Annotated in this window: 14 protein-coding genes; 7 read left to right on the top strand and 7 right to left on the bottom strand. The window is 70.7% G+C overall.

Annotated elements, in window-relative coordinates:
• Positions 1 to 52: 52 nt before the first annotated feature.
• Positions 53 to 646 carry an LOG family protein gene (locus tag AC1PME_RS09030; protein WP_307550021.1) on the top strand — a complete coding sequence of 198 codons (594 nt, stop codon included), beginning with the start codon at positions 53 to 55 and terminating at the stop codon, positions 644 to 646.
• A 416-nt stretch (positions 647 to 1,062) separates the two neighbouring features.
• On the opposite strand, the gene AC1PME_RS09025 is transcribed toward AC1PME_RS09030, so the two are convergent.
• Entirely contained in the window at positions 1,063 to 3,960 is a 2,898-nt protein-coding gene (locus AC1PME_RS09025) for an EAL domain-containing protein (protein WP_481097913.1), read from the bottom strand.
• 219 nt (positions 3,961 to 4,179) lie between these two features.
• On the opposite strand from AC1PME_RS09025, the gene AC1PME_RS09020 reads away from it, so the two are divergent.
• From AC1PME_RS09020 to AC1PME_RS09000, 5 genes are all read left to right on the top strand, one after another.
• Positions 4,180 to 4,734 (top strand): RNA polymerase sigma factor, encoded by a 555-nt coding sequence (locus tag AC1PME_RS09020; protein WP_254461244.1) that lies wholly within the window; start codon positions 4,180 to 4,182, stop codon positions 4,732 to 4,734.
• A complete protein-coding gene (locus tag AC1PME_RS09015; RefSeq protein ID WP_307550016.1) occupies positions 4,731 to 5,912 on the top strand; it encodes a hypothetical protein in 1,182 nt (393 codons plus the stop codon). Before AC1PME_RS09020 ends, AC1PME_RS09015 begins: the two co-directional genes overlap by 4 nt.
• Before the next feature lie 64 nt (positions 5,913 to 5,976).
• A complete protein-coding gene (locus AC1PME_RS09010) occupies positions 5,977 to 6,570 on the top strand; it encodes an IMPACT family protein (protein WP_254461242.1) in 594 nt (197 codons plus the stop codon).
• Positions 6,567 to 8,333, top strand: a complete 1,767-nt coding sequence (locus AC1PME_RS09005; RefSeq protein ID WP_307550012.1) for an ABC transporter transmembrane domain-containing protein — start codon at positions 6,567 to 6,569, stop codon at positions 8,331 to 8,333. The genes AC1PME_RS09010 and AC1PME_RS09005 overlap by 4 nt, the downstream gene beginning before the upstream one ends.
• 119 nt (positions 8,334 to 8,452) lie before the next feature.
• Complete coding sequence (locus tag AC1PME_RS09000; RefSeq protein WP_254461240.1) at positions 8,453 to 8,665, top strand: hypothetical protein; 213 nt, start codon at positions 8,453 to 8,455, stop codon at positions 8,663 to 8,665.
• Positions 8,666 to 9,062: 397 nt separating this feature from the next.
• Here AC1PME_RS09000 and AC1PME_RS08995 read toward each other — a convergent pair whose 3' ends face one another.
• The 6 genes from AC1PME_RS08995 to hrcA form a co-directional block, all read right to left on the bottom strand.
• Positions 9,063 to 10,175, bottom strand: a complete 1,113-nt coding sequence (locus AC1PME_RS08995; RefSeq protein ID WP_481097912.1) for a prephenate dehydrogenase — start codon at positions 10,173 to 10,175, stop codon at positions 9,063 to 9,065.
• Positions 10,172 to 11,089, bottom strand: a complete 918-nt coding sequence (gene pdxY / locus AC1PME_RS08990; RefSeq protein ID WP_307550008.1) for a pyridoxal kinase — start codon at positions 11,087 to 11,089, stop codon at positions 10,172 to 10,174. The genes AC1PME_RS08995 and pdxY overlap by 4 nt, the downstream gene beginning before the upstream one ends.
• Before the next feature lie 384 nt (positions 11,090 to 11,473).
• Positions 11,474 to 12,604: a molecular chaperone DnaJ gene (gene dnaJ / locus AC1PME_RS08985; RefSeq protein ID WP_307550006.1), complete on the bottom strand. Its 1,131-nt coding sequence runs from the start codon at positions 12,602 to 12,604 to the stop codon at positions 11,474 to 11,476.
• A 150-nt stretch (positions 12,605 to 12,754) separates the two neighbouring features.
• A complete protein-coding gene (gene dnaK, locus AC1PME_RS08980) occupies positions 12,755 to 14,683 on the bottom strand; it encodes a molecular chaperone DnaK (protein ID WP_254461236.1) in 1,929 nt (642 codons plus the stop codon).
• Between the two features lie 146 nt (positions 14,684 to 14,829).
• Entirely contained in the window at positions 14,830 to 15,351 is a 522-nt protein-coding gene (grpE, locus tag AC1PME_RS08975; RefSeq protein WP_254461235.1) for a nucleotide exchange factor GrpE, read from the bottom strand.
• A gap of 169 nt (positions 15,352 to 15,520) precedes the next feature.
• The gene (gene hrcA / locus AC1PME_RS08970) at positions 15,521 to 16,579 is read right to left on the bottom strand and encodes a heat-inducible transcriptional repressor HrcA (RefSeq protein WP_481097911.1); all 1,059 of its coding nucleotides are present in this window, start codon (positions 16,577 to 16,579) and stop codon (positions 15,521 to 15,523) included.
• A 111-nt stretch (positions 16,580 to 16,690) separates the two neighbouring features.
• Here hrcA and recN point away from each other — a divergent pair, with 111 nt between their 5' ends.
• Entirely contained in the window at positions 16,691 to 18,358 is a 1,668-nt protein-coding gene (recN, locus tag AC1PME_RS08965; RefSeq protein WP_307550001.1) for a DNA repair protein RecN, read from the top strand.
• The last annotated feature ends 181 nt before the right edge of the window (positions 18,359 to 18,539 follow it).

Below are 18,539 nucleotides of genomic sequence, written 5' to 3'. Positions count from 1 at the left end.
TGCGTTTCGGCTTTTGGTTTTCCCATTCCCTATTCCCGACTCCCCATTCCCGATGAAAAGCATCTGCGTCTACTGCGGCTCCAATGCCGGCAACAAGCCCGCCTATGTCGAACGTGCCACCGCGCTGGGCACGCGCATCGCCGAGGAAGGGCTGCGACTGGTCTACGGCGGCGGCAATGTCGGCCTGATGGGCACCGTCGCCAATGCGGTGCTCGCCGCCGGCGGCGCGGTCACCGGCGTGATTCCCAAGCAACTGGCCGATTGGGAGGTCGCGCACCGCGGCCTCACCGAGCTGGAAATCGTCGGCTCGATGCACGAACGCAAGTCGCGCATGTTCGACCTCTCCGACGCCTTCGTCGCCCTGCCCGGCGGCTTCGGCACCATGGAAGAGATCTTCGAGATGCTCACCTGGCGCCAGCTCGGCATCGGCAACAAGCCCTGCGCCTTCCTCGACGTGGAAGGCTTCTACGCCCCGCTGATCGGCATGATCGACCGCATGGTCGAGGAACGCTTCCTGCACCCGGACCAGCGCGCCGACCTGTGGTACGGCAGCGACATCGACACGATGCTGGGCTGGATGCGGGACTACACGCCGGCGCAGGCATCGAAGTGGATCGACGAAAAGCGGCGCAACGCGTTGCGCTAAGAGGTGCCTGACGCGCGGCGAGTTCGTGGCGCGTGGCGACGCGCTACAGAGTCCGGCGCTCCACGGCTCCTGCGGTGCGGATCGACGAAAGCGGCGCAACGCGCTGCGCTGAGAGGTGCCTGACGGGCGGCGAGTTCGTGCCGCGTGGCGACCGCTTAGGTCACCGCATACAACGACAGGACGTGTCGTGTAGGAGCGGCTTCAGCCGCGACGGGCGTTCCCGGTAAAGCGCCGTCGCGGCTGAAGCCGCTCCTACACGATAAGCTGCCATGGCGAAACCTTCAGTCGCTCCAGCGTCGGAGGATGACGGAGGCGCGAATCGAACAAACGCGCCGCAACGCATCGCGCTGCCGCCAACGGGAACGTGCCGACAGCAAGCGCCACGCGCACCGCGACCCGCGCCACGTTCGATCGCCTCAGAGCTGTTGCGGCGCGGCGGCCGGGCGCCCCAGCAGATAGCCCTGTCCGTAATCGCAGCCCAGTTCGCGCAGGGTCGCCAGTTGCTGCTCGGTCTCGATGCCTTCGCCCACCGTCTCGATGCCCAGGGTGCTGGCCAGGGCCAGGATGCCGCGTACCAGCGCATGGCTGCCGGCGCCGCCGTCGCCATCGCCCTGCAGGCCGGCGACGAAGCTCTGGTCGATCTTCAGCACCGAGATCGGGAAGCGGTGCAGGTACGACAGCGCCGAGAAGCCGGTACCGAAATCGTCCAGTTGCGCCAGCACGCCACGCTCGCGCAGCGCCTGCAGGATGGTCAGGGTGCGCGGGGCGTCGTCGAGCAGCGCCACCTCGGTGATCTCCACGCGCAGGCGGCGCGGATCGGCGCCGGCGGTGTCGATCAGCCCGAACAGCCGCTCGGTGAAATCCGGCGAGCGGAAATGCCGCGGCGAGACGTTGACCGAGACGTAGCCGCCCTCGCTCTGCGCCAGGCGCCGGATCACCTGCGCGTACAGCAGCCAGTCCACCTGCTCGATCAGGCCGCTCTCCTCGCCCAGGTCGATGAACTGGCTCGGCACCAGCAGCCCGCGGCTTTCGTGGCGCCAACGCAACAGGGCTTCGTGGCCGATCACCTCGCCGTCGCGCAGGCGCACGATCGGCTGATAGAACGGCTCGAAGTCGCGGTTGTTGATCGCGCGGCGCAGGTCGGCCTCGAGATCCAGGCTGCGCAGCGCCGCCTCGCGCATGGCCTCGTCGAACACCACGCAGCGGTCCTGGGTCTGCGCCTTGGCCCGGTACATGGCCGCGTCCGCGTCGCGCAGCATCTCCTCGCCGTTGTGGTAGCGCGGATGCCAGGCGGCGATCCCCAGGCTGCCGGACGGGAACAGTTCGCGGCCGGCCACCCACATCGGCTGGCCGAGCACGTGCAGCAGGCGCCGCGCCAGTTCGCGCGCGCCGTCCAGGCCGTGCTCGCTCGGCGTCAGCACCGCGAATTCGTCGCCGCCCAGGCGCGCCACCACGTCCTGGCCGCGGATCGTGGAAACGATGCGCTTGGCCACCTGCACCAGCATCTCGTCGCCGGCGGCGTGGCCGATGCTGTCGTTGACCAGCTTGAAGCGGTCCAGATCCAGGAACAGCACGGAGAAGGTCTTGCCGCCACCACGCGCGCGGGCGATCGCCTCGCTGAGCCGGTCCAGCAGATGCGAGCGGTTCGGCAGCCCGGTCAGCGCATCGTGCAACGCCTGGTGGGTCAGGCGCTGCTCGGCGCGCCAGCGTTCGGCGATCTGCGCCAACAGTTGCTGGTTGACCTCGGCCAGTTCGCGGGTGCGCTCGTCCACGCGCTGTTCCAGCTCCGCGTGCGCCTGCCGCAGCCGCTCCTGCGCGCGCTGCCGCGCCAGGCCGTTGCCGACGTTGTGCGCGACGAAGGTCAGCAGGCGCTGGTCGTGCTCGGTGAACCGCACCTTGGCGATGTAGCTCTGCACCACGATCGCGCCGACCACCTCGCCTTCGTCGAACAGCGGCACGCCCAGCCAGCTGTACGAACGCCTGCCGTAGCCCTGTACCTCACCCCGCGCCACCAGCTCGTCGATCGAAGCGACGTCGAGCAACTTCGGATGCCCCATGCGCATCACGTATTCGGTCAGGCCGCGACCACGGCCCCGTTGCGGCCGGTACGGCGTGTACTCGTCCACCGAATAGACGAACTCCAGGTGCTTGGCGTCGTCGGACAGCAGGGCGATGTACAGGTTGCGCGCATCGATCAGCCCGCCGACGATGGCATGCACCTCGGCATAGAACTGCTGCAGGCTCTCCGAACGGATCGCCAGCTCGGCAATGCGGAACAGCGCCAACTGCAGCGTCTCGGCGCGCTTGCGCTCCTGGATCTCCTCCTGCAGGTCGTGGTTGGCGCGCTGCAGTTCCTGGGTGCGCAGATGCACGCGCCGCTCCAACTGCACCTGCGCGTGGCGCCGGTCCATCGCGGTCTGCACGTGCTGCGCCACATAGGCCAGCAGCGCACGGTCGGCATCGGTGTAGCGCAGCGCGTGGTCGTAGTCCTGCACCACGATGGCGCCGCACACACGGCCCTCGCGCAGCATCGGCACACCCAGCCAATCCTGGCTCTCCGGGCCATGCTCGGTGTTGTCGCCGACCCTCAGGCGTTCGCGCACCTGCTCCGACGGTCCGCGCACTGCGCGGCCGTGGCGCAGCAGGCCGACGGTGAGGCTTTGCGGCATGTCGCGCAGGAAGTGGGTCTGCTGCGGATCGGCGACGAAATCGTCGTGGCGATCGCAGAAGTAAAGAAAACGCATGCTTTGCTGGTCTTCGTCGTACTCGACGATGTAGCAGTTCTCCGCGTACATCAACGATCCCAGCACCGCATGCACGCGCTGCAGCATCTGGCGCATTTCCAGATCGGCGCCGGCCAGGTCGGCGATCTCGTACAGCGCCTGCTGCAACTGCTTGGATTTTTCCAGGCCCTCGATGCGCGCGCGCATACGCTCGGTGTCGAGCAGGTTCAGGCCGAACGCGACCGCGGCATCGCACCAGGCCGCGCGTTGCGCCGCGTCCAGGGGCTGCGCCAGCTGCGCGCCGATGGCCACGCAGGCGCCCTCGGCGCTGCGGTGCACGTGCAGCACGTGCAGCACCGCCGGCGTCGTCGGCAGCGGCCCGGCGTCGGCCAGCGCCTGCGCGACCAGCGCCTGCAGCCACTCCGGCGCCTCCGCGCTGGCGCCGTACAGGCGCCCGACCACGCCGTCGCCGCAGCCGATCGCCACCGCGCTGCCGGGCGGCAGCAGGCCGCACAAGGCCTGCGCCGTGCGCATGGGCGCATGGCCGCCGGACGAGTCTTCGCGGACGGTGGCGGACGAATTGAACGGCATCGACAACGACTCTCCTGCAGGGCCCCCCGGAACGGCTCCACGCTCGCCCTACGCCATCAGCATACCCGTTGCATGAACCGATCGACGCCCGATCGACCCCGAAGCGGCGAGATGGACGTTTGTCTCCCCATGTTGTCCGAACTGCCCCCCTTGGCTCCCACTCCCCGGCCCGCGCCTCCCGACTATCCGCCGGCCCGGCGAACGCTTAGGCTTGCCGCCGTGGACGCCCCGGTCGAAGCGAGCGACGAAGCCCTGATGCTGGCCTACGCGGCCGGCGATGCGCGCGCGTTCGAGACGCTGTATCTGCGCCACCGCGGCCGTCTGTACCAGTACCTGCTGCGACAGCTGCGCGATCGCGCGCTGGCCGAAGAACTGTTCCAGGACGTGTGGCAGCGGGTGATCGCCGCCCGCCTGGACTGGCAGCCGCAGGCCGCGTTCAGCACCTGGCTGCTGCGCATTGCCCACAATCGCTTGGGCGACCATTGGCGCGCGGCCAAGCATCGCCCGCCGGCGCCAGCCGACGCCGACCTGCGCACCGCCCGCGTGCAGGACCCCGACACCCCGGAGCGGCAACTGTCCGCCTTCGAACAACGGCGCCAGCTGCAACTGGCGCTGGATGCGCTTCCCGAGGAGCAACGCGACGTGCTGCTGCTGCGCCTGGAGCAGGAATTGAGCCTGGACGAGATCGGGCAGATCACCGGCGTCGGCCGCGAGACGGTCAAGTCGCGGCTGCGCTATGCGATGGACAAACTGCGCGCGAGGCTGGGCGGATGAGCGCCGACGAACCGCTGACCCCGGAAGAGCGCGCGCTCGCCGAACGTCTGCGCCTGGGCCGGCAGGCGCTGCCACCGCCGTCGCTGGATGCGGCGATCCTGGCTGCCGCGCGCGCGGCGGTCGCGCCGGGTGCCACCGAGATCGCGGAATATCCCAGCAGCGCCGCCGAACGGGCGCGGGCGCAGGCCACCGCAGCACCAGCCGCACCGATGGCGGCAACGCCCGCCAATTCCACCTCGGCCTCGGCAGTGGCTGCACCGACGTCCCCCGCCACGGCACGTTCGCGCTCGCGCTCGCGCTCGCGCTGGCCAACCTGGCTCGGCCTGGCCGCCTCGCTGGTGCTGGTGGCCGGCATCGCCTGGCGCGGGCGCCCGCCGGCGCCTTCCGCGCCGGCACCGGCGGCGCTGCCCGCCCCGGCCGTCGCGCCCGCGCCAACGCCTGGCGCAGCGCCGCCACCGCCTTCTGTGGAAGCGGCGCCGCCTGCCGCCGCGCCGGCGGCAGCCACGACCGCAGCACCGGCCGCGACGGCCTCCGCGCGCATGGCAGCGGAGGCGCCAGCCACGCCGCCGCCGCAGCGCGCGCCGCAGGCGCAGGCAGGCGAGCCGGCACCCGCGGAGCGCATGGCGCCGGCTCCCGCGCCACCGGCCATGGTGGCGCCCTCCACACCGCCCGCCCCGGCCGCCACGGCCGCCCCGGCCGCCACGCCGGCGCCGGCGCCGGCAGTCGCAGCGGAGCACGACGCGCCTTCCGCCGAACCCGACACCGCGCGACAGGCCGCACCGGCCACGATGGCCCTGCGCGCGCCGGCGCGCGCGGCGACGGCGCAGGACACTTTGATGCGCAGTGCGCAAACCGACAGCACCATGCAGGCCAAGCGGGCTGCGTCTGGTGCGCACACCCAGGCCACGACGGCCGCGGCATCGGACGCGCATGCGCCGCCCCCGTCGACGTCGACCGCCACTCCCACCGCCGCCGCGCCGACGCCCCCCTCCGCCGCAGCCCTGGCGGCCGCGACGGAGGCCGATGCGCGCCTGCCGCCGCGCCGCTGGCTGCAGCGGATCCGCGAGCGCCGCGACCAGGGAGACCTGGAGGCGGCGCGCGCCAGCCTGCTGCGCTTCCAGCGCGCGCATCCGCACCGGTCGGTACCGGAGGATCTGCGCGCGCTGTTGCCGGACTGAGCCGCACCGCGCCGACGCGAGCCCCGCGACGGGCCGGCGGCGCGTGTCGTCTACAATGCCGCCGATGCCCGATACGCTCCCGCACCCCGTCAGCCACAGCGTGGAGATCAAGCACAGCCGCTTCGTGGCCCACGCCGCGCCGATCGCCGACGCCGGCGCGGCCCTGGCGTTCGTGCAGCAGGTCTCGGTGGCCGACGCCACCCACAATTGCTGGGCCTACCGTCATGGCGACGAGTACCGCTCCAGCGACGACGGCGAGCCCGCCGGCACCGCCGGCCGGCCGATCCTGGCGGCGATCGACGGCCAAGGCTTCGACCGCGTGGTGGTGGTGGTGACGCGCTGGTACGGCGGCATCAAGCTCGGTGCCGGCGGCCTGGTCCGCGCCTACGGCGGCACCGCCGCCGAATGCCTGCGCCTGGCGCCACGGCAACCGCTGCTGGCGCTGAGCCTGCTGACCCTGCACTGCGGCTTCGACGACCTGGGCGCGGTGCATGCGGCGCTGGGCGCCTGCGCCGCGGAAAAACTCGACGAACGCTTCGATGCCGGCGGCGCCGAACTGCGCCTGCGCCTGCCCAGCGATCGGGTGGACGCCTTGAAAACCCGCCTGCGCGACGCCACTCGCAATCGGGTCCGCTGTTCGGAACCCGCTCCCGCATGAACACCCCGTCGGCCGACCAGGCCAAGTCGCTGCGCAGGCTCGGCAGCCTGCGCACCCTGTGGCCATTCGTGCGACGCCGGCGCGGCCTGTTGATCGCCTGGCTGGTGGCGCTGGCGATCTCTTCCAGTGCCACGCTGAGCCTGCCGGTGGCGGTGCGGCAGATGATCGACCACGGCTTCAGCGACAGCAGCCGCATCAACCAGTCCTTCGCCCTGCTGTTCGCGGTCGCCCTGGTGCTGGCGGTAGCCACCGCCACGCGCTTCTACTTCGTGTCGCTGCTCGGCGAGAAGGTCGTCGCCGACCTGCGCGAGCGCCTGTACGCGCACCTGATCGGCCTGCATGCCGGCTTCCACGACCGCAACCGCAGCGGCGAACTGGTCTCGCGCCTGTCGGCCGACAGCGAACTGCTGCGCGGGGTCATCGGCAGCACCATGTCGGTGGCGCTGCGCAGCACGGTCACCGCGATCGGCAGCGTGGTGATGCTGTGCGTGACCAGCCCGCATCTGGCCGCCTACACCCTGCTGGGCATCCCGCTGGCGGTGCTGCCGATCGTGCTCGGCGCGCGCCGCCTGCAGAAGATCTCGCGCGCCAGCCAGGACCGCGTCGCCGACGCCAACACCCTGGCCGCCGAGACCCTGGGCGCGGTGCGCACGGTGCAGGCGTACGCGCGCGAAGGCTACGAACGCGGCCGCTTCGGCGAGGCGCTGGCGCAGACCGTGGCGGTGGCGCGGCGCCGGGTCGGCGCGCAGGCGATGATCACCGCCGCGGCCATCGTGCTGATCTTCGGCGCCATCGTGCTGGTGCTGTGGTCGGGCGCGCACGAGGTCGCCGCCGGCGAACTGAGCGCCGGCGCACTCGGCCAGTTCGTGCTGTACGCGATGTTCGGCGGCGGCTCGGTGGCCTCGCTGGCCGAGGTCTGGAACGACCTGCAGCGCGCCGCCGGCGGCATGGGCCGCATCGCCGAGCTGTTCCAGGAGCGCCCCGAAGTGGTGGCGCCGGCGCAGCCGCGCGCGTTGCCGCAGCCGCTGCGCGGCGAGGTGCGCTTCGACAACGTCAGCTTCCGCTATCCGCAGCGCCCCGATCACCCGGCGCTGGACGGCTTCGACCTGCACGTGCGACCCGGCGAGAGCGTGGCCCTGGTCGGCCCGTCCGGCGCCGGCAAGAGCACGGTGCTGGCGCTGCTGATGCGCTTCCACGATCCGCAATCGGGCAGCGTGCAGGTGGACGGCCTGGACCTGCGCACGCTGGACCCGTCGCAGCTGCGCGCGGCGATCGGGCTGGTGCCGCAGCACCCGACCCTGTTCGCCGCCAGCGCCGCCGACAACATCCGCTACGGCCGGCTCGAGGCCAGCGAGGCCGAGGTCGAGGCCGCCGCGCGCGCGGCCGAAGCCGATACGTTCCTGCAGCAACTGCCCGACGGCTACGCCAGCGAACTGGGCGAACGCGGCGCACGCCTGTCCGGCGGCCAGCAGCAGCGCATCGCCATCGCCCGCGCCCTGCTCAAGGACGCGCCGATCCTGCTGCTGGACGAGGCCACCAGCGCGCTGGACGCGCAGAGCGAACATGCCGTGCAGCATGCGCTGGAGCGGCTGATGGCCGGGCGCACCACCCTGGTGATCGCGCATCGCCTGGCCACCGTGCTCAAGGCCGACCGCATCGTGGTGATGGACCACGGCCGCATCATCGCCCAGGGCACGCATGCGCAGCTGCTGGCGCAGGGCGGGCTGTACGCGGAGCTTGCTCGCCTGCAGTTCATCGACTGAGCACGCCGCCCTAACGACCGCGGGACTACGGTCGGACCGCGTCTGCGCTGCGGCCGCACGCACCGCGGCCGCCGCTCCGGCGCCCCGCATTCGATGCAGCGTTCGACAGGAGGCTCCAGATGTCCTTTCGCCAATTGCCCGCCCTCGGCCCCGACGGCGAGGCCTATCTGATCACCGAGTTCCAGGACGACGCGCCGCGCCAGCAGCAGGCGCAGCACGACGCGCACCACGACAGCGGACTGCGCTACGAACTGGCCGACGGCCGCAAACTGATCCGCCGCGGCCAGCAGTTCGTTACCACCGGCGGCGAGTTGACTCTGACTGCGGTCTAGCGCCACGGCCCTGGATCATTGCTGTGCCCTGTCATCGCCACTGGCGTTCGGGGCACTGGCGGCGAACTGGTGAATTTTTCGCCACACCTCTTGACAGGCTTGCCCCGCAAGGCGCGCCGACAGTTATCCACATGTTTGCGCAGTGGCCATCCACATGCGCTGTGGATGAATCTGGAGGTGGGGACGTCGTGCGTCCATGTAATCGGGGTCGCGGCTGAAGCCGCTCCTACGGTGGCCTTGCGTGCTTTTGTAGGAGCGGCTTCAGCCGCGACGAGGGAAGCCGTGCGCGTTCCGACGGCGCAATGCGTCGGGACTGAAGTCCCTCCCACAGTACCCCAGCCAACCCGCCGCAAGTCCCTGTAGGCGCGGCTTCAGCCGCGACGGCGTTCTGCGCAATTCACTCCGCCAGCACGCGCCCAATCCCACTGGCATCGATCTCCGCCGCCGCCCTGCGCACGGCCCCGGCATCGCTGGCCGGATCGAAGCCGAGCCGGAAATGCAGCTCCCCCGCCTGGGTACGCGAGGAATGGATCGAGGCCAGGTTGACCCCGTGGCGCTCGAACACGTGCAACAGCGCGCGCAGCGAGCCGGCGCGGTCTTCAGGCAGGTACACGCTGAGCGCGGCCTGCTCGGTCAGATCGGCCAGCAGGTAACCGACGCGCTCGTAGCTGTAGTTGCCTTGCGCGATCGCCGCCTCGCCCAGCGCCTGCCGGTTGGCGTCGAGGAACTCGGCGCGGAACTGCGCGCGCGCCGCGTCGTCGCCGCGGCCGACCTGCGCGCGCAGCCGCGACAGTTGCGCGATCAAGCCGTCCAGCACGTCGCCGACATGCGGATTGCCGAACTGGATGTCCTCGTAGATGGCAGGATTCAGGGCCAGGATGCGCGCGATGATCGCGGTATCCAGCTCGAACGAGGCCGAGCGGTACGGCAGCAAGGCCTGCAACGGCCCCAGCGCCGGCGCATGCGCGCGCAGCACGCCCGCCTGGGCCAGGTGCGTGGCGTGGACCATCGCCTGCACCAACGCCATCACCCGGTCGTGGTGCTCGGGCGTGGTGCGCACGCACTCGCCTTCCAGCGCCGCGCACATCTGCTGCAGCCAGGGCTGCCACTGCGCCACGCGCGCCTCGCACACCACCAGCACGCGGCCCTTGAGCGTGGGCGACTTGGGCGGCGCGGTCATCGGGTGCAGCCCGGCCACTTCCGCCTGCGAGGCCAGCATCGCCGCCACCGGTCCGGCCTTGACCGAGGTGACGTCCAGCCACAGCTGGCCGCGCTCGCGGCCGGCGGCGCGCCGCACGTAGTCGCCGATCAACGTCGGGGTGTGGCGGATCGGAGCGGAGAAGATCAGCACCTGTGCCTGTTGCAGCAGCGCCTCCGGCGCCAGCGACTGCGGGTCGGCCGGATCGTGGCCGACCACCTCCAGCTGCATGCGCTCGCGGAAGAAACGGCCCAGCCAGCGCCCGTAGGCACCGGCGCTGCCGACGATGCCGACGACCGGGCGCAGGCTCACGCCAGGCGCTCGGCGACGAAGCGCAGCGGGGTGGCCAGCGCCGCCGGCGCCGCCGCCAGCACGTCCAGTTCCTCCACGTCCGCGGCCAGGGTCGCCTCCAGCGCCGCATGCACGCCGGCGATGGCGCGGCCGATCGCCGCCTCGAACGCCTCGCCGCGCAACAGGAACGCCACCAGCAGCGCCATCAGCACATCGCCGGTGCCGGCCACGTCCACCGGCAGCAACGGCGAACACCAGCGGTAGACCGCGTCGCGGCTCACCGCCAGCGTCACCAGTTGCCCGGCATCGCCGCCGACGCTGTGCGCGAGCACCCACTGCGGCCCGCGCGCCAGCAACACCCGCGCCGCGGCGATCGCCTCGTCCTGGGCCAGCGCCGGCATGCCGGTCAGGCGGCCGAGTTCGAACGCGTTCGGCGTCACCAGCCATGCATGCGGCAACAGGCGCTCGGCGAAGATCGCTTCCAGGCCCGGCTCCACGTAGGGACCGGTGTGCGTATCGCCGATCACCGGGTCCAGGCAGTAGCGCAGCGTCGGGCACTGCGGCAGCGTGGCGTCGAGCCAGTCGGCGAAGGCCGCGCCATTGCCGACGCTGCCGAAGTAGCCGGAGACCAGCATGCGCGCGCGTTGCGGCAGGCCGCGCTCGCTGGCGCCGAGCAGCAGGTCGGCGAACCAGTCCGACGGCAGCACCTTGCCGCGCAGCGTAGCGTAGAACGGCGCATTGCTCAGCAGCGTGGTCGGGATTTCGGCCACGCGCAGGCCCAGCGCGCGCAACGGCGGCACCGCCGCGCTGTTGCCGGCGTGGCCGTAGACGAGTTGCGACTGCACGGAAATGACATCGACCGGCGTCGGCCCGTCGGGCCGCTGGCGGCGGCCATGGATGAGATGACTGTCTGCGGAGGCGTCGGCTGCGTTCATCGCCGTAGTGTAGCGCCAGCGCAAGCACGCCCAGAGGCGCGCAGGCGCGGTGTTGCGCGGCTTTCAGCAATAACGACCGCATGCGCGCGTCGACAAGAACGCGTCGCGGCTGAAGCCGCTCCTACGTTGCTCCGTCTTCTCCGCCGATTGCGGCTCGGCTGGGCGATGTGGGATTGCAGGTGCGTGGGGTTCCACGCGCATCGCGCCTGCCGTCGTAGGAGCGGCTTCAGCCGCGACGCCTTACCGACAACGCGTCGGGGCTGAAGCCCCTCCCACAAAAAGCCTTGCGGCAACCGGCAACGCCCGGAAAATCCCGAATCCCGGCTTTCTCCAGCCGCAGGCTGGCCATCCCGAACCCCAAATCCCGAATCCCGACTCCCAGCCTTACGACGTCATCCGATCCCAGAACCCCTTCACCCCATCGATGAAAGTCGCCGACTTCGGCGAATGCTTGCGCGCGTCCTCGCCGGTGAAGGTGGATTCGAACTGCTCCAGCAGCTTGCGCTGGTCGGCGGTGAGGTTGATCGGCGTCTCCACCACCACCCGGCAGTACAGGTCGCCTTCGCTGCGGCTGCGCACCGAGCGCACGCCCTTGCCGCGCAGGCGGAACAGCTTGCCGGTCTGGGTCTCGGCGGGAATGCGGATCTCCGCCTCGCCGCCCAGGGTGGCCACGCGCACGGTGTCGCCCAGGGCCGCCTGCGAGATGCGGATCGGCACCTCGCAGTGCAGATCGTCGCCGTCGCGCTGGAAGATCGCATGCTCGCGCACCCGCACTTCCACGTACAGATCGCCCGGCGGGGTACCGGCCGGACCGGCCTCGCCCTCGCCCGACAGGCGGATGCGGTCGCCGTTGTCGACGCCGGCGGGAATCTTCACCGACAGCACCTTGGTCTCTTCCACGCGCCCGGCGCCGCGGCACACGCCGCACGGGTTCTGCACGATCTGGCCGCGACCGGCGCAATGCGGGCAGGTCTGCTGCATGGCGAAGATGCCGCGCTGGATGCGCACCTGGCCGCGCCCGTGGCAGGTGCCGCAGGTCTCGACCTTGCCGTCCTCCGAGCCGCTGCCGTGGCAGTGCTCGCACTCGCTCAGGGTCGGAATCTCGATGCGGCGCTCGGTGCCGGCCACCGCCTCCTCCAGGTCCAGCTCCAGCACGTAGCCGATGTCGGCGCCACGCCGCGGCGCACGCCCGCCACCGCCGGCCCCGCCGAAGATGTTGCCGAAGATGTCGCCGAAGATATCGCCCATGTCCGGGCCGCCGGGACCGCCGCCCATGCCGCCCATCCCGTGCTCGAACGCGGCGTGGCCGTGCGCGTCGTACATGCGCCGGCGGTTGCCGTCGGACAGCACCTCGTAGGCTTCCTTGCATTCCTTGAACGCGGCCTCGGCAGCTTGGTCGCCGGGATTGCGGTCCGGGTGGTACTTCATCGCGCAACGGCGATAGGCCTTCTTCAGCTCGTCGTCGCTGGCGGTGCGGGCCACACCCAGCACTTCGTAATAGTCGCGTTTGCTCATAGCTGGGAATAGGCGGTGGAGAATGGGGAATGGTTCAAAACGGGCATCCTTTGGCGATACGTCATAGCGGCGTTGAAACCGGGAACCTTAAACGGCGAAGGAGCGGAGCCTGAGCACCGCTCCTTCGAAAACCGATTCCCTACAGCTGGGTCACGCCTTCTTGTCGTCCTTGACCTCGGTGAACTCGGCGTCCACCACGTCGTCGGACGGGGCCGAGGCGTGCGCGCCGCCGCCGGCGTTGCCACCCGGCTGCTGCTCGCCGGCGGCCGCGGCCGCGTACAGCGACTGACCGGCCTCTTCCAGCGCCTTGGTCTTGGCCTCGATCTGGCCCTTGTCGTCGCCCTTCATCGCGGTTTCCAGATCCGCCAGCGCCGACTCGACCTTGCCGATCACGTCACCGCCGACCTTGCTGCCGTGCTCGGTGATCGCGCTGCGGGTGGCGTGGATCAGGCCGTCGGCCTGGTTGCGCGCCTGCACCAGCTCGTGGAACTTCTTGTCTTCCTCGCGGTTGGCTTCCGCGTCGGCGACCATCCGCTGGATCTCGTCGTCCGACAGGCCGGAACCGGCCTTGATCTCGACCTTCTGTTCCTTGTTGGTCTTCTTGTCCTTGGCCGACACGTGCAGGATGCCGTTGGCGTCGATGTCGAAGGACACCTCCACCTGCGGCAGGCCGCGCGGCGCCGGCTCGATGCCGGACAGGTCGAACTTGGCCAGCGACTTGTTGAAGCGGGCCTGCTCGCGCTCGCCCTGCAGCACGTGCACGGTCACCGCCGACTGGTTGTCCTCGGCGGTGGAGAACACCTGCGAGGCCTTGGTCGGGATGGTGGTGTTCTTCTCGATGATCTTGGTGAACACGCCGCCCAGGGTCTCGATGCCCAGGCTCAGCGGGGTCACGTCGAGCAGCAGCACGTCCTTGACGTCGCCGGCCAGCACGCCGCCCTGGATCGCGGCGCCCAGCGCCACGGCCTCGTCCGGGTTGACGTCCTTGCGCGGTTCCTTGCCGAAGAACTCGGCCACGGCCTGCTGCACCTTCGGCATGCGGGTCTGGCCACCGACCAGGATCACCTCGGTGATGTCGCTGGCGCGCAGGCCGGCGTCGTTCAGCGCGGTGCGGCACGGGTCGATGGTGCGCTTGACCAGGTCCTCCACCAGCGCCTCGAGCTTGGCCCGGGTCAGCTTGATGTTGAGGTGCTTCGGGCCCGACGCGTCGGCGGTGACGTATGGCAGGTTGACCTCGGTCTGCTGCGAGGACGACAGTTCGATCTTGGCGCGCTCGGCGGCGTCCTTCAGGCGCTGCAGCGCCAGCGGATCCTTGCGCAGGTCGATGCCCTGGTCCTTGTTGAACTCTTCGACGAGGTAGTCGATGACGCGCTTGTCGAAGTCTTCGCCGCCCAGGAAGGTGTCGCCGTTGGTGGCCAGCACTTCGAACTGCTTCTCGCCGTCGACGTTGGCGATCTCGATGATCGACACGTCGAAGGTGCCGCCGCCCAGGTCGTACACCGCGATCTTGCGGTCGCCGCCCTGGGCCTTGTCCAGGCCGTAGGCCAGCGCCGCGGCGGTCGGCTCGTTGATGATGCGCTTGACGTCCAGGCCGGCGATGCGGCCGGCGTCCTTGGTCGCCTGGCGCTGGCTGTCGTTGAAGTACGCCGGCACGGTGATGACCGCCTCGGTGACGGTCTCGCCCAGGAACGCCTCGGCGGTCTTCTTCATCTTCTCCAGCACCTGCGCGGAGATTTCCTGCGGCGCCAGCTTGCGGCCGTCGGCGGTGGCCACCCAGGCGTCGCCGTTGTCGTGCTGGACAATGCCGTACGGCACCAGGCCGATGTCCTTCTGCACTTCGGCGTCGGTGAACTTGCGGCCGATCAGGCGCTTGACCGCGTAGAAGGTGTTCTTGGGGTTGGTGACGGCCTGGCGCTTGGCCGAGGCGCCCACCAGCACTTCGCCGTCCTTGGTGTAGGCGACGATCGAAGGCGTGGTGCGGTCACCCTCGGAATTCTCGATGACGCGCGCCTTGCCGCCGTCCATGATCGCCACGCACGAGTTGGTGGTGCCCAGGTCGATGCCGATGATCTTGCCCATTGCGATGACTCCTGAAAGGTCGTGTTTCCGGCCAGTGCCGGGATCTGATTCGGATATAGGGATGGCCGCAGGTCATTCAAGCCATCGCCGCAAATTAGCGTTCCACTCATGCCGCGCCGGGTTCAGGCGCGGGCGGGCGGCCCCGCTCAGTCGTGCTTGGCGACCACGACCAGCGCCGGGCGCAGCAGGCGCTCGTTGAGCAGGTAGCCCTTCTGGAACACCTGGATCACGTGGCCCGGGGCGACGCCCTCGGCCTCGGCCTGGCTGATCGCCTGGTGGTGGTCCGGGTTGAACAGCTGCCCGGTCGGGTCCAGCAGGGTCAGGCCGTTGTCGGCGGCGACCTTCAGCAACTGCTTGTAGGTCAGCTCCAGGCCGTCGCGCAGCGGGCTGGGCTCGCTGCCGGCCGCGGCCAGCCCCGCGTCCAGACTGTCGAACACCGGCAACAGGTCGCCGAGCAGGCGCTCGTTGGCGAACTTGCGCGCCTGCTCCACGTCGCGGGCGATGCGCTTGCGCTGGTTCTCCAGGTCGGCCCGCTCGCGCAGGACGTCGGCCTTGACCAGCGCCAGCTCGCTGCGCAGCGTCTCCACTTCCGCCTGCAGCGGATCGGTCGAGGGCTGCTGCGCCTCGGTGAGGTGTTCGGAATCGAATTCGGGGTGCTCTTGCGTCATGTCCGTGTCCCTGGCGGGGTGCGTCCCGCCTTACCCGACCACCTATGTGGGCGTCCGGGGCGGATTCAAGACGCCTGAGTGCCGGGAATGGGGAATCGGGAATGGGGAATGGCGAGCCGCGGCTGGATCGCGGGCTGGCGGATGGCACCGTGGCGCGTCACGAAGCGTGTCAGCGGTCGCTGGGCGGGGCCGGGTCCAGGCAGGCGCCGAGGACGTCGGCGGCGGTCTGCACCAGGGGGATGACGCGGTCGTAGTCCATGCGCTTGGGGCCGATCACCCCGAGCACGCCCAGCACCTGGCCGCCGGCCATGTACGGGGCGGTCACCAGCGACACGCTCTTCAGCGGCACCATGCCGGTCTCCTCGCCGATGAAGATGCGCACGCCCGGGGCGCGGATGGTGCGCTCGAGCAGTTGCAGGATCTCGCGCTTGCTGGCGAAGACCTCGAACAGTTCGCGCAGCCGCTCCAGGTCCGACAGGTCCTGCACGCCCATCAGCTTGGTCTGCCCGGCCAGCACCACGTCGTCGCCGGCCGGGGCCAGCGCCTGCTCGGCCAGCTCGACGCTGTGCGCCAGCAGTTGCTCCATCTCGTCGCGCGCATGGCGCAGGTCGCGCAGCAGGCTGGCGCGGATGTCGGCCAGCGCCCGCCCGGCGAAATGGCGGTTCAGATAGTTGGCCACCCGCTCCAGCTCGGCCGGTTCGTAGGCCTTGCGCGGCTCGATGACCCGGTTCTGCACCTCGTTGTCGGCGAACACCAGGATCGCCAGCACCCGCCGCGCGTCCAGCGGCACGAAGTCGATGTGCCGGAACGCGAACTGCTCGCGCTTGGGCGCGCTGACCACGCCGACGAAGTGGGTCATGGCCGACAGCAGTTCCGAGGCGCTGCCCAGCAGCGCCTGGGTGCCGGCGGCATTGGCCATTTCCGCGCGCAGCCGCGCCACCTCGCCCTCGGCCGGCGGGCGCATCTGCACCAGGCTGTCGACGAACACGCGGTAGCCGGTGGCGGTGGGCACGCGCCCGGCCGAGGTGTGCGGCGAGCTGAGCAGCCCGGCGTCCTCCAGGTCGGCCAGGATGTTGCGGATCGTCGCCGGGCTCACGTCCAGCCCGGCATGGCGGGCCAGGGTCTGCGAGCCGACCGGCTCGCCGTCGCGGATGTAGCGCGAGATCAGCGTGCGCAGCAGTTGCCGGGAACGCGGATCGAGGGCGGAATGGACCGGAGAAGCACGCATGGAATCACCCCGTGAGACTGGTCCTTAGATAATGTCTGCACGCCGGCTTGGCAAGTCATTGGCCCACCTACCCGCGCATGCTAGCGTTGCGCGGCCCCGGATGCAGACCCCATGCTCAGACACCTCTCGATCAAGGATTTCGCCGTCGTACGCGGCACCGAACTGGAATTCGGCCCAGGCATGACCGTGGTGTCCGGCGAAACCGGCGCCGGCAAGTCGCTGATGGTGGACGCGCTCGGCTTCCTGTCCGGGCTGCGCGCCGACAGCGGCGTGGTCCGCCACGGCGCCGACCGCGCCGAACTGTCGGCCGAGTTCGCGCTGCCCGACAGCGCCCCGGCGCGCGCCTGGCTGCGCGAGAACGAACTCGACGACGAGGACCACTGCCAGCTGCGCCGGGTGATCCGCGCCGACGGCGGCTCCCGCGCCTGGATCAACGGGCGCCCGGTGACCCTGTCGCAACTGGCCGAGCTGGCCGGCCACCTGGTCGAGATCCATGGCCAGCACGAACACCAGGCCCTGCTCTCGCGCGGCAGCCAGCTCGGCCTGCTCGACGCCTACGCCCGCAACGAGGCCGAACGCGCCGCGGTGCGCGCCGCCGCCGCCCGCTGGCAGGGCCTGCTGAGCGAGCGCGAGACCCTGCTGGCGCAGGGCGACGTCAGCGACCGCATCGGCTTCCTGCAGCACCAACTGGCCGAACTGCAGCGCGAGGATCTGGATCCGGCGGCGATCGCCGCCCTGGACGCCAACCACCGCCGCCAGGCCCACGCCGCCGCGCTGATCGGCGCCTGCGAGGGTGCGGCGCAACGACTCAACGGCGACGAGACGCCGGCCGTGCTGGACCTGTTGCAGCAGACCCGCCACGAACTCGGCAAGGTCGGCGAGTACGACCCGCGCCTGGCCGAGGTGCAGGCGCTGATCGACAGCGCCGGCATCCAGTTGGAGGAAGCGCTGGCGCTGATTGACCGGGTCCGCGACGACCTGGATGCCGACCCCGCGCAGTTCGATGAGATGGAACGCAAACTCGGCCGCCTGCACGACCTGGCGCGCAAGCACCGGATCGGGGTGGACGCACTGGCCGGGCACCGCGACGCGCTGCTGGCCGAAGTGGAGAGCCTGCGCGGCGCCGGCGAACGGCTCGACGTGCTCGACGCCGAGATCGCCCAGGCCACTCAGGCCTGGCGCGACGCCGCGGCCGCGCTGACCGCCACCCGCGAGCGCGGCGCGCAGGCGCTGTCGCGCGACACCACCGCCCTGATCGGCGAACTGGGCATGGGCGGCGGCCGCTTCCTGATCCAGCTCGAGCCGCACGAGAGCGAACGGCCGGACCCGGCCGGCGCCGAGCGGGTCGAGTTCCTGGTCGCCGCCAACGCCGGGCAGCCGCCGCGCGCCCTGCGCAAGGTCGCCTCCGGCGGCGAACTGTCGCGCATCTCGCTGGCGATCGAGGTCGCCGCGCTGGGCCTGGACGCGGTGCCGACCATGGTCTTCGACGAAGTGGACTCGGGCATCGGCGGCGCCGTCGCCGACATCGTCGGCAAGAAACTGCGCGCGCTCGGCGAGCAGCGCCAGGTGCTGTGCGTGACCCACCTGCCGCAGGTCGCAGCGCAGGGCCATGCCCACTACCGGGTCAGCAAGGCACCGGTCGAAGGCATGACCCAGAGCTCGGTGGAACTGCTGGCGCCGCGCCAGCGCGAGGAAGAACTGGCACGGATGCTGGGCGGGGTCGAGGTCAGCAAGGAAGCCCGCGCGGCGGCCAAGCGGCTGCTGCTCAGCGCCGGGTGAGACACGGGGGGCCGACGGCGCCGCTAGGCGCCGGCTGGCGCCCTGCCCCTAGCGCCGGCCTGGAGACGCTGCACCGGCTAGTCAGACATCTCTCTCCGGCCTGGCTGCGACGGAGGTGATCGGCATGCGAGGTCGCGGCTGAAGCCGCTCCTACGGCTTGCGCCAGGGGCACACCCAGCGG

The sequence above is a fragment of the Xanthomonas sp. NCPPB 901 genome, from assembly GCF_056725085.1.
The sequence above is the reverse complement of the archived record's forward strand: the minus strand, read 5'-3'. Positions and strand labels throughout refer to the sequence as shown.